Origin of the sequence: uncultured Williamsia sp. (assembly GCF_947494875.1) — a bacterium.
GTDB lineage: Bacteria > Actinomycetota > Actinomycetes > Mycobacteriales > Mycobacteriaceae > Williamsia_A.
In genome coordinates this window covers 247,468-258,467 of the sequence record NZ_CANLWM010000004.1, presented here as the reverse complement: position 1 = coordinate 258,467, position 11,000 = coordinate 247,468, and the positions used below count along the sequence as shown (strand labels likewise).

Here is an 11,000-nt window from a genome sequence, read left to right as displayed (position 1 = left end):
GTGCCCCGAAACGGGGCCCGCAACCGTGACCGACCCGACCGCTGACACGAGGTGGCAGACGATGAGGAACGACACACACAACCCCACTGCGCTGGCGATTCTCGGCTATGCGGGGGTGGTCTACGCCGCGGTCGCCGTGTTCGTCGTGACACTGTTCGGCGCCTCCGCCGTCGACGGTCACGTGGGTCAGTGGTCGTTCCCGGCCGACCACTGGATCCTCGCCACCAGTGCCGCCACCGTCGTGGTCGGCATCGTGCTGTCGGGCGTGCACACGATGCTCTACGAGAACCCGCTGCACCGCGGTCGCATCTGACCCGCCGGCGTCGCCCCAGACGCCCTCGACCCTGACGCCTTCGACCCAGGGCGATCCCAACGGTGGACCGCCCGCTCGGATCACTCGTACCGTCGATCGTCGTGCCTGCAGACGACGCGATCGCCGACTCCCCCACCCCGACGGACACCCGTCACCTGCGCCTCGTCATCGCATCAGCGCTTCTCGGCACCACCATCGAGTGGTACGACTTCTTCCTCTACGCCACCGCCGCGTCGCTGGTGTTCAACACCCTCTTCTTCCCCGACACCGATTCCTACGTCGGCACGATGTTGTCGCTCGCGACGTTCGCCGTCGGCTTCCTCGTCCGGCCGATCGGCGGGATCGTGTTCGGGCACATCGGCGATCGCATCGGCCGCAAACGCACGCTGGCCGTCACCATGCTGCTGATGGGCCTGGCCACCGCACTGATGGCCGTGCTGCCGACCGCCGCCCAGGTCGGGGTTCTCGCGCCGATCCTGCTGCTGGTGCTGCGCATCGTGCAGGGGTTCGCGCTCGGCGGCGAGTGGGCGGGTGCCGTGCTGATGGCCGTCGAGCACGGGCCCCGCGGTCGCACCGGGTTCTTCGGGTCGATCCCGCAGATCGGCCTGCCCCTCGGGCTCGGCCTGGGCACCGCGGTGTTCGCGATCCTGCAGACCACCCTGGACGCGGCCGACTTCCTGGCCTGGGGGTGGCGCATCGCGTTCGGGGTGAGTCTCGTCCTGGTGATCGTCGGCTTCGTCGTGCGGCTCGCCGTCGAGGAGACGCCGTCGTTCCGCGCCGCCGAGGCCGCGGAGGTGACGGTGCGCACCCCGATCAAGGCCCTGGTCACCGACCGCGCGCTGCGCCGTCCGACGGTGCTGGGTCTGCTGTCCCGGTGGGCCGAGGGCGCGGCGTTCAACACGTGGGGCGTGTTCGCGATCACCTACGCCACCGGCACTCTCGGCATGGCGAAGGTGCCGGTGCTGTGGGCCGTCACCCTGGCGTGCGCGGTGATGGCCGCCGTGATCCCGCTGTCGGGTCGCATGGCTGATCGCATCCCGCCGAAGTGGATCTTCGCGAGCGGCGTCGCGCTGTACGGGCTCGCCGTGTTCCCGGTGTTCGCCCTGTTCTCGACGGCAGACATCGTCTGGTTCGGGGTCGGGCTGATCATCGTCTTCGGGTTCGTCCACGGGTGGTTCTACGGCGCCCAGGGCACGCTGTACGCGCTGCTCTACCCGACACAGGTCCGGTACACCGGCATCTCCTTCATCTACAACGTCGCCGGCGTCTACGCCTCGGGGCTCACCCCGCTGATCCTGACCGCCCTGATCCACGCGGGCGACGGGAGTCCCTGGCGGGCCGCTGCGTATCTCGCGGCGACAGGTGCGATCTCGGCCGTCGCGACGTCGTTCCTGCGTCCCGGCGAGCCGGAGGCGACGCTGCGCCGACCCGTGGAACACCCGGAACCGGTGACCGTCGGCGCGTGACATCCTCGGGGGGTGACTCTCACCCGCCGCCAGGTCGCCGCGATGGTCGACCACACCCTGCTCGCCCCCGAGGCCACGCGTGACGACGCGTTGGCCTGCGTCGCCGAGGCCGTGGACCTCGGTGTGCTCGCGGTGTGCCTGTCGCCGTCGATGCTCCCGATCGACACCGGCTCCGTGCGATCGTGTGTCGTCGCGGGATTCCCCTCGGGCAAACACCATTCACTCGTGAAGGCGTCGGAGGCCCGGCTCGCCGTGGACTCCGGTGCGCGGGAGATCGACATGGTGATCGACGTCGGCGCCGCCGTCGCCGGCCTGTACGACGAGGTGTTCGCCGACGTGCTGACCGTCCGCGAGGCCATCGGCGCCGAGGTGGTGCTCAAGGTCATCATCGAGTCCGCGGCGCTGCTCGCCGCGGTCGGGCCCGAGGCGGTCACCGAGACGAGTCGCCGTGCGGCACAGGCGGGTGCGTCGCTGGTGAAGACCTCCACCGGGTTCCATCCCGCGGGCGGCGCCAGTGTGCAGGCGGTCGAGTTGATGCGCGCGGCCGTCCCGTCGCACGTCGGCGTCAAGGCGTCGGGCGGCATCCGCACCGCCGAGGCCGCCGCCGATCTCATCGCGGCCGGGGCGACCCGCCTCGGGCTCTCGCGCAGCCGCGACGTCCTCGCCGGCTTCCCCGACGACTGACCACCACTCCCCGACGGGGGTCAGACGCGGGTGGCCCGGTCCTTCGTCCGGTCGAGGACGTCGGTGAGGAGGTCGTTGTAGGCGTCGTGTTCCTCGATGTTGGCCATGTGGCCGGTGTGCGGCAGCACGAGGTACTCGAGCAGCACATCCTGCTTCTCCAGCTGCGCGACGATCGCGTCGGAGTGCTTGCGCGGCGTCAGCCGGTCGTCGGTGCCGACGACGACGGCGGTGGGGACGTCGATGTTCAGCACGCCCTGCCACACGTCGAGGTCGAGCATGGCCACACCCCAGCGGGCCCGGGCGCGGGCCGGGCACTCGCTGACCATGTGGTCGCAGAACTCCACGTGTGCGAGCCGCGACTGCGTGTTCAGGGCGATGTACTGCGCGACCCGCGGCGATGCGGTGGTGTGCGGCAACGGGATCGGGGCCGTCGCGACCATGCGGCCGACGGCGCGTTCGAACGGTTTGGTGTACCGCGGGAGGCCCTCGGGGACGACGGCGAGGTTCTGGATGATCTCGACCGCGGCGGTCGAGGTGAGCACGATCGCGCGGGCGCGCGACGAGACGGACTCGGGAAAGTCCTTGGCCCAGGCCATCACCGACATCCCGCCCATGCTGTGCCCGGCCACCAGCGCGCGCCGACCGTCACCGGTCACGGCCCGCACCACCGACTCGAGGTCCGCGCCGAGGAGATCCGTCGACAGCCGGGTCTTCCCCAGCGGCGTCCGTCCGTGGCCGCGCTGGTCGTACGCGACGACGCGGTAGTGCTCGGAGAACGTGTTGATCTGCGCGTACCAGTGCTTCGTCGAGCAGGTCCACCCATGGGCGAACACGAGGACCTCGCCGTCGGGCGGTCCGTACGCCTCGACGTGGATCGGGTTGCCGTCGGCCACCGACCGCACCGGGATGATGTCGGGCGCGACCGTCGGCGTGTCGAGCAGCGGGTCGGGTCCGTCCTCGACGGGCGGCGGTGACGTCATCGCCGTCCGCAGCAGTGCGGCCAGGATCGTCCCGACCGCCGCCGTGCTCGCCGCCGCGGCGACACCACCGGTGATCGCCATGCCTTCCACCGCGTGCCGCGTGGATCGCCTCATCGCGCACCCCGCCTTCCTGGATCCCCGATCGTCGGGGTGTGCTGTGTGGTCAGGTCTGGGTGTCGGCCTCGAGGATCTCCGAGGCCTCCCCGATCGCCGACGAGATCTTCGCGTCGAGAGCGCGTCGGAACTGCGTGTCCACGATCTCGTGCGCCATGGGGCGGACCGTGCCGATGAGGTGCGCGACCTTCGCGATCTCGGTCTCCTCGAGGTCCAGCAGCCGTCCGTCGTCGCCGAAGTACTTGTCGGTGATGATCGCGACGAAGTTGTCGGCGATGTCGTCGATGTCGTTCTGGATCCGTTCCCATTTGCGCAGCAACGGTTCCAGGTCGATGCCGGCCTTCACCAGCACCTCCGCGCCCTCGAGCAGTTCGGGGCTCTTCACCGCGTACTGGGCACCCTCCTTCGCGAGCAGACCCAGCTTCTGACTCATCGCGATGGTCTTCTCGTCGGCGCCCAGCGTCTTGCGCAGCTCGGTGAGCGTGATCGTCGCGGCGCGCTTGAACGTGCGCCAGCGGCCGCCCCTCGGCTCGCCGTGCAGGACGTGCTCCACCTTCATCCCGTAGTGCGCGGCGAGGAGCAGCTCGCTGATCGTGGCGAACGTGTAGCCGCGTTCGAGTAGTCGCGAGATCAGGTTCAGACGGACCAGGTGCTCGGTGGAGTACCAGCCGGTGCGGCCCTTGATCTTGGGTGGTGGCAGCAGCCCACGGTCCTGGTACACGCGGATGTTGCGGACGCTGACGCCCGACACCTCCGCGAGTTCGTTGATCCGGTACTCGGCCACCGGACGAGTCTATCGGGGCAGGTGTCCCACACCCGGCAGCGTCGCGAGGCGACGTCACATGATCGAACCGCGGCGCAGCAGCCACGCGCCGGGGCCACCGATCAGACCGCACTCGTCGAGGAACTCGACGGTCTTCGCGCAACCGTTGCGCTTGCGGTCGTTGTAGAAGGCGTTGTGACGCGCGGCCCGGACGGCCTCCCGGCGGTCGAGTCCGGCGGCCTCGTAGACCTTCGGGTTCACCAGGCAGTACACGACCATGTAGACGGTGATCGCGAGATGCAGTCGCGTCACCGCACGGCGGAGTCGGCCCATGCCGGCGACGGTCCGCTTGGTCTCCTCGCGGGCGAAGCGGATGTGGCGCGCCTCCTCGAGGACGTGGATCCTGCTCACCGTGCGCGTGACCGGCTGGACGCGATCGTCCTTCATGAAGTCGCGCTGCATCATGTCGAGGATCTCCTCGGCGGCGAGCGTCCCACCGAACGCCAACGACCCCGACGCGAGAGCCTTGAAGGGGCGGGCCAATGTACGGATCCACAGCGGCGGGCCGTAGTTGGGGATGCCGAAGTGCTCGGCGGCCTTCGCGAACATCGTCGAGTGTCGGCACTCGTCGGCGATCTCGGTCAGGGCGAACTGGAAGTGCGGTGACGCCGGGTCCTGCTTGTAGGCGTCACGGATGAGCATCTGCATGAGGATGATCTCGAACCAGATGCCGGTCGCGCTGATGCTGGCGGCCTCGTGCTCGGTCAGCGTGATGCGCTGCGCCGGCGTCATCGACTCCCACAGCGGCGTGCCGTAGAGGCTGCACCACTCGGGCGTCATCCCGTAGAGCGTCGAGTGGTCGACGGGGGCGTCCCAGTCGACCTCGATCAGCGGGTCGTAGGACTTCCGCGCCGACGACGCCAGGAGTCGTCGGGCGATGTCCTCGCGGTCGTTCAGCCTCTGGCGGGGGCTCGGATGCTCCACGGCGACGGTCATGTCGGCGCTCCTTCGCGGTGTGGCGCACCCGGTGTGACGTGCGCCATCGTTGTTTCCACGATGCACTGTGACACTGACCGTTGTCAAGGTAATGCGACAACGAATGTTGTCTCGATCGCGGACAGCACCACAGGCCGTCCGCGCGGGCTCAGACCTTGCGGAACCAGCGCTTGTTCTGGATGGAGTCGACCCGCGGACGCACGTCCACGAGGTAGATCAACACCGCGACGATGCCGATGATCCCGAGGAAGCTGAGCAGCCCGAAGAACCAGATGAACAGCGCCCCGACGACGAGGATCGACACCCAGATGACCTTGGACTGTCGATCGACGGCGGGGAACGCGTCGGGCCGCTGCGTGGCCGCGTGGACCAAGGCCAGCAGCGCCGCCGCGCCGCCGACGACGGTGAGGACGAGCAGGAGGATGTTCTGCCCGTAGGCGAGGAACTGGACGAGGTTCACGACCGACAGGGTAATCGGACACCTCCGACCCACCCACGACGAACCGCGCCCCCGGCATGATGCCGGGGGCGCGGTGGTCGGGTCCGTCAGATGTCGGTCAGTTCGCCGACTTCTTGGCCGGGGCCTTCTTCGCCGGGGTCTTCTTCGCGGGCGTCGACTTCTTGGCCGTCGCCTTCTTCGCCGGCGACTTCTTGGCCGGGGTCTTCTTGGCCGGGGTCTTCTTCGCCGGCTCCTTCAGCTCCTCGAGCTTGGCCGCGGGCGAGTCCTTCGACCCGCGGGCCTTCGCCTCGACGGTGCCGGCCGCGCCGGAGACCTTGCCGGAGGCCAGGTTCGCGAGCTTGGCGGCGCGCTCACCGACGGCGCGGGTCTGCGACGAGATGGTGCCCAGCGCGTCCTCGGTGATGTCGACGGCGTCGTTGTATGCCTTCTCGGCACGGGAGACGTTGTCCTGGAACTCCGGCTGCTGACGCAGACGCTCCACGGTCTCCTCGCCGCGCTCGGCGAGCGAGTTGTAGATGCCGGTCGCGACCTCGATGTACGCCTCGGCGACCTTCCGCAGCTCCTCGCTGGTGAACCGGGTGCGCAGTTCGTCGATGTTCGTGCGAAGCTCCTCGATGTTGGTGGGGAGCTCCTCGGGCAGCGACTGGATGCGGTCCCGGGTCTCCTCGATGCGACCACGCGTCTCCTCGACGCGGGCCTGGGCGGTCTCGGTGGCCGACTCGGCGCGCTCGCGCAGCTGCCCGAGCACCTCGGCGACCTGCTGCAGAGCCAGGTCACCGGCGCCGACAGCGGCGTAGATCGGGGTGGCCAGGCCACGCTCGTTCTTGCTCATGCTTCTCCTCGATTGATCTCGTGATGACCGGCCAGGGCGAGGCCGGTGGACGTCATGCTGTGGTCTCGACGGACCCGTTCTCCTTGCGGAACGACTCGTAGATCTCGAGCAGCATCTGCTTCTGCCGCTCGGTGATCTGCGAGTCCGCCAGCAGTGCGTCACGCACGGGACTCGCGGCTCGTTCCTCGAGGATGCCGGCCCGCACGTACAGCACTTCGGCCGACACACGCAGACCCTTCGCGATCTGCGCCAGCACATCGGCGGAGGGCTTGCGCAGCCCTCGTTCGATCTGACTGAGGTACGGGTTGCTCACCCCGGCCCGCTCCGCCAGCTGGCGCAGCGAGACCTCGGCGGCCTCCCGCTGGGACCGGATGAAAGAACCGATGTCCTGGGCGGCGTTCACGACACCCTCGACGGCGCGGCTGGCAAGTTCCTCGGCATCGACATCGTCAGACGTCGTGTCGGGATCGTGCGATTCCGAACCCATCGGCTCCTCCTCTCGATTCCGTCCACCACGGTAAACAGCGGTGCTAGCAAATGCAAGCACTCTTGCTAACACGTTGCCGACGTCACATCACGAACGCGGTCGCGGCGACCTCAGGCATAGGCTCCCGCGGCGATGTCGGCGAGCAGGCCGCGGCCGCGGGGCTCCCACCCGAGCGCCGATCGGGTGCGATCGCTCGTGGCCGCCATGTCACCGTGCGCGAAGAACCCGCCCACGAACGGGCCGATCTGGTCGGCCACCACGTCAGCCGACAGCGACTGCGCCGGAACACCTTCCGCGGCGCCGATCGCCTCCGCGACGTCCCGGGTGCGGATGCCCTCCTCGCCGACGGCGTGCAGGATCGCGCCCGCCTCACCACCTGTCACTGCGAGCCCGACGAGGCGGGCTGCGTCGTCGCGGTGCACGGCCGCCCAGCGGTTGTCTCCGGCGCCCGCGTAGCCCGAGACCCCGTGCCGCCGCGCCGCGGCGGTGATCGTCGCGATGAAACCGTGGTCGCCGACCCCGTGGACGGTGGGCGCGAAGCGCACGACGATGCCCGCCACGTCACGGTCGACGAGGTCGAGCACGAAGTTCTCCGCACCGCCCCGCGGCGAGTCCGCACCGTGGAACGGTGACCGATCGTCCTCGGTGGCGGGCCGACCCTCCGCGAGTGCCGCCAGACCGCCCGCGATGATCAGCCGCCGGCCGGAGCCCGCGAGCACGTCGCCGAAGCAATCGACCGCGGCGCGTTCCGTCGCGAACGCACGCTCCACGTGCGCCCAGTCGTGCTTCATGCCGAGGTGGACGACGGCGTCGGCGGACTCGGCACCCGTGCGCAGCGACGACAGGTCGTCGAGATCGCCGCGCAGGGGCGTCGCGCCGTTCCCTTGTACCGCCTGCATCGACGCGTCGGACCGGGCGAGTCCCAGCACCTCGTGCCCCGTCGCGACCAACTCGCGCGTGACCGCCGACCCGATCCACCCCGACGCCCCCGTGACGAGCACCTTCATGACGAACCCCTTTGTGATGTCTGTTCCTGACATCACTGAGCGTACGCCGCGATGTCAGCTTCTGTCATCACTGTCTCGGACGACCTAGACTCGGGCGCATGGCACGGTGGCAACCCGGCGCGGGGGAACGGATGCGCGGCGCCGCGCTGCACCTGTTCGCCGAGCACGGATACGACGCGACCACCGCCGCCGACATCGCCGCCGCCGTGGGCCTCACCGAGCGCACCTTCTACCGGTACTTCGCCGACAAGCGGGAGGTCCTCTTCTGGGGATCCGTCGAGTTCGAGGAGTCGTTCCTCGACGCCGTGGACGCGATGCCCTCCGACGCGCCGGCGATGGCCGTGGTCGCGGCCGCGGTCGAAGGCGGTGCGTCCGGCTTCACGCCCGAGCGACGGGAGTTCGCCGCACTCCGTCACCGGATCGTCGACGCGACACCGCAACTGCGGGAACGCGAACGGGACAAGATGGCGCGGCTGGCGACGATCATCGCCGACAGACTCACGGCGCGGGGTGTCGATCCGACCGACGCAGAACTCGCCGCCCACAGCGGCGTCACCGTGTTCACGACGGCGTTCGCGCTGTGGGTCGCCGACGGCACCCGCGCACCGGACGCGGTGTGCCGCGGCCTCTTCGACGACCTCGCCCGGCTGACGGGTCAGCTGAAGAGCAGCACCGAGACGGTGTAGATCGCCAACCCGGCGAGTGAGCCGACCACGGTGCCGTTGATGCGGATGAACTGCAGGTCGCGGCCGACCTGCAGTTCGATCTTCCGGCTGGTGTCGTCGGCGTCCCACCCGCGGACGGTCTCGGTGATGACCGAGATGATCTCGCGGGAGTAGTTCTGCGACACGTGACGGGCCACCCGCACCGTCCACATGTTCATCTTGTCCTGCAGGACGTCGTCGCCGCTGATACGTGTGGCCACCCGGATGACGCCGTCGGCGAGCGCGGCGCGCAGTCGGCTGTCGGGGTCGTCGAGGGCCTGCTCGAGGACGGCCTTCGCCGCCTTCCACGCCGTCGACGCCGCGCCCGCGACCTCGTCGCGGCCGATGAACTCGTCCTTGATCTCCTCGACCTTGGCCATCGTCGCGGGGTCGTGCTGCAGGTCGTGGGCGAAGTTGACCGCGAGCTCGCGCAACGCGCGGCGGATGTCGTGCTCGGGGTCGGCGGCGATCTTGGCGGTGTACTCCACCAGCTCACGGTGGATGCGCTCCCCGACGAGCAGGTTGACGAACTTCGGCGCCCAGGCCGGGCCGTCCTTGTCGATGACGCGGTCGATGAGCGGCTGGCTCTCCTCGGCCCACCCGCGGGCGCGTTCGCACAGCATCTGGATGAGCGGTTCGAGACGGTCCTCGGAGATGAGCTGTTCGAGCACCCGGCCGGCGGGCGGACCCCACTGCGGTTCGGCCATCCAGCGCATGCCGGCGACGATGAACGCCTCGACGTCCTCGTCGGCGAGCATCTCCCCGGCGAGCCCGATCGCCCGCGACGCCTCGTCGCTGATGCGCGATGCGTTGGCGGGGTCGGCCAGCCACCGCGAGACACGATGCGGCAGCTGCAGTTTCTCGACCTGTCCCTCGATCACCGAGGGGGTCATGAAGTTCTCCTCGATGAAGTCACCGAGTTGATCGCCGATCTGGTCCTTCTTCCGACGGATCAGCGCGGTGTGCGGGATGGGCAGGCCGAGCGGCTGCTTGAACAGCGCCGTCACGGCGAACCAGTCGGCGAGCGCACCCACCATCCCCGCCTCCGAGGCGGCACGGACGTAGCCGACCCAGCCGGCGACCTCGGTGCCGTCGCGCGATTCGAGGTAGCGGGTGATCAGGTAGACGATCGCGGCGAAGGCCAGGAAGCCCGTCGCCACGACCTTCATCTTCCGCAGGTCGCGACGCCGCTGCTCGTCCCCGGAGGGATCGCCGCCCAATCCGGAGATCCCCGACGGGGTGGCCTGCCGCTCCTGCAGGGAGGTCGTGTTCACCCGCACAGTCTTACCCGAATCCGGCGAACGGACTCCCCCGTGTGCCGGGCGCCACGGCGCACACCGGTGCCGCCGCGCAGGACGGATACGCTGAGGTGATGCCGAGCCGCCAGTCCACCGCCGCGGCGGCCCGTGCCGCGATCACCGCGGCGGCCGCAGCGACCAAGGGGCTCGAGGCCGCACTCCGCGCCACCGCCGATCCCGCCGAGGGTGCGCTCGTCGACGGACGCAAGCAGCGGTGGCAGCGCCACAAGGAGGAGCGTCGCACGGAGTTGGTGGACGGGACCCTCGCCGCCGTCCGCGAGCACGGCGCCGACGTCGGCATGGACGAGATCGCCGCGCACATCGGTGTCTCCAAGACGGTCCTGTACCGCTACTTCACCGACAAGAACGATCTGAACACCGCGGCGATGGTGCGGTTCATCGAGACGGTGCTGCTGCCGCGGTTGACCGAGGTACTCGTCGACGACGTCGACGAGTACACGCTCACCCGCACGGTGATCTGGGTGTACGTCGAGACCATCTCCGACGAGCCCGAGATCTACCAGTTCGTCACCAGTTCGAAGTCGGCGAGCCCCAGCGTCCTGGCCGACTCGGAGAAGCTCGTCGCCGAGGTCGTCGCGTTCGCCATGCACGCCCGCCTCGGTGACCGCGGCCTCGACACCGACGGGTTCCAGACGTGGGCGTACGCCCTCGTCGGCGGGGTGCAGTTGGCCACGCACTGGTGGATGCAGGATCAGGCGCTGCCCCGCGCGGCCCTGGTCGACCAGCTCACGATGCTGGTGTGGACGGCGTTCGTCGGCATCGTGGAGGTGGGCGGTTCCGCCGCGGAGTTCGCCCGCCGCGAGCACCCGCTGCCGCTGTTCCCGTCCGACGTCACGACGCCGACCGACTGACCTGTCGACGTCGCTACAGTGCAG

At 69.5% G+C, this 11,000-nt stretch carries 13 protein-coding genes; 5 read left to right on the top strand and 8 right to left on the bottom strand.

The window, feature by feature from the left end:
• Positions 1-61: 61 nt before the first annotated feature.
• The 3 genes from Q1A98_RS11590 to deoC all read left to right on the top strand — a co-directional run bounded on the left by Q1A98_RS11590 (position 62) and on the right by deoC (position 2,463).
• A complete protein-coding gene (locus Q1A98_RS11590) occupies positions 62-313 on the top strand; it encodes a hypothetical protein (RefSeq protein ID WP_299573422.1) in 252 nt (83 codons plus the stop codon).
• Between the two features lie 101 nt (positions 314-414).
• On the top strand, positions 415-1,779 hold the full coding sequence (locus Q1A98_RS11585; RefSeq protein ID WP_299573420.1) for an MFS transporter: 1,365 nt from the start codon (positions 415-417) through the stop codon (positions 1,777-1,779).
• A 42-nt stretch (positions 1,780-1,821) separates the two neighbouring features.
• Positions 1,822-2,463 carry a deoxyribose-phosphate aldolase gene (gene deoC, locus Q1A98_RS11580; protein WP_299573831.1) on the top strand — a complete coding sequence of 214 codons (642 nt, stop codon included), beginning with the start codon at positions 1,822-1,824 and terminating at the stop codon, positions 2,461-2,463.
• 20 nt (positions 2,464-2,483) lie between these two features.
• Here the strand turns inward: deoC and Q1A98_RS11575 are convergent, their stop codons facing one another.
• From Q1A98_RS11575 to Q1A98_RS11545, 7 genes are all read right to left on the bottom strand, one after another.
• Positions 2,484-3,524 (bottom strand): alpha/beta hydrolase, encoded by a 1,041-nt coding sequence (locus Q1A98_RS11575; RefSeq protein ID WP_299573419.1) that lies wholly within the window; start codon positions 3,522-3,524, stop codon positions 2,484-2,486.
• Between the two features lie 82 nt (positions 3,525-3,606).
• On the bottom strand, positions 3,607-4,341 hold the full coding sequence (locus Q1A98_RS11570) for a MerR family transcriptional regulator (RefSeq protein ID WP_299573417.1): 735 nt from the start codon (positions 4,339-4,341) through the stop codon (positions 3,607-3,609).
• A 54-nt stretch (positions 4,342-4,395) separates the two neighbouring features.
• Positions 4,396-5,316 carry a diiron oxygenase gene (locus tag Q1A98_RS11565; RefSeq protein ID WP_299573415.1) on the bottom strand — a complete coding sequence of 307 codons (921 nt, stop codon included), beginning with the start codon at positions 5,314-5,316 and terminating at the stop codon, positions 4,396-4,398.
• 148 nt (positions 5,317-5,464) lie between these two features.
• Positions 5,465-5,776 carry a DUF2516 family protein gene (locus tag Q1A98_RS11560; protein WP_299573413.1) on the bottom strand — a complete coding sequence of 104 codons (312 nt, stop codon included), beginning with the start codon at positions 5,774-5,776 and terminating at the stop codon, positions 5,465-5,467.
• A gap of 97 nt (positions 5,777-5,873) precedes the next feature.
• Entirely contained in the window at positions 5,874-6,608 is a 735-nt protein-coding gene (locus tag Q1A98_RS11555) for a heparin-binding hemagglutinin (RefSeq protein ID WP_299573411.1), read from the bottom strand.
• A gap of 52 nt (positions 6,609-6,660) precedes the next feature.
• Complete coding sequence (locus Q1A98_RS11550; protein WP_299573409.1) at positions 6,661-7,095, bottom strand: helix-turn-helix transcriptional regulator; 435 nt, start codon at positions 7,093-7,095, stop codon at positions 6,661-6,663.
• A gap of 110 nt (positions 7,096-7,205) precedes the next feature.
• Positions 7,206-8,102, bottom strand: coding sequence for an NAD-dependent epimerase/dehydratase family protein (locus Q1A98_RS11545; protein WP_299573406.1), 897 nt, complete (start codon positions 8,100-8,102; stop codon positions 7,206-7,208).
• 98 nt (positions 8,103-8,200) lie between these two features.
• Between Q1A98_RS11545 and Q1A98_RS11540 the strand changes: the two genes are divergently transcribed.
• On the top strand, positions 8,201-8,788 hold the full coding sequence (locus tag Q1A98_RS11540; protein WP_299573404.1) for a TetR/AcrR family transcriptional regulator: 588 nt from the start codon (positions 8,201-8,203) through the stop codon (positions 8,786-8,788).
• On the opposite strand, the gene Q1A98_RS11535 is transcribed toward Q1A98_RS11540, so the two are convergent.
• Positions 8,758-9,975 (bottom strand): DUF445 family protein, encoded by a 1,218-nt coding sequence (locus tag Q1A98_RS11535; RefSeq protein ID WP_299573829.1) that lies wholly within the window; start codon positions 9,973-9,975, stop codon positions 8,758-8,760. The two genes, Q1A98_RS11540 and Q1A98_RS11535, sit on opposite strands and share 31 nt — an antisense overlap.
• A gap of 203 nt (positions 9,976-10,178) precedes the next feature.
• Between Q1A98_RS11535 and Q1A98_RS11530 the strand changes: the two genes are divergently transcribed.
• A complete protein-coding gene (locus Q1A98_RS11530) occupies positions 10,179-10,976 on the top strand; it encodes a TetR/AcrR family transcriptional regulator (protein ID WP_299573403.1) in 798 nt (265 codons plus the stop codon).
• Positions 10,977-11,000: the final 24 nt, after the last annotated feature.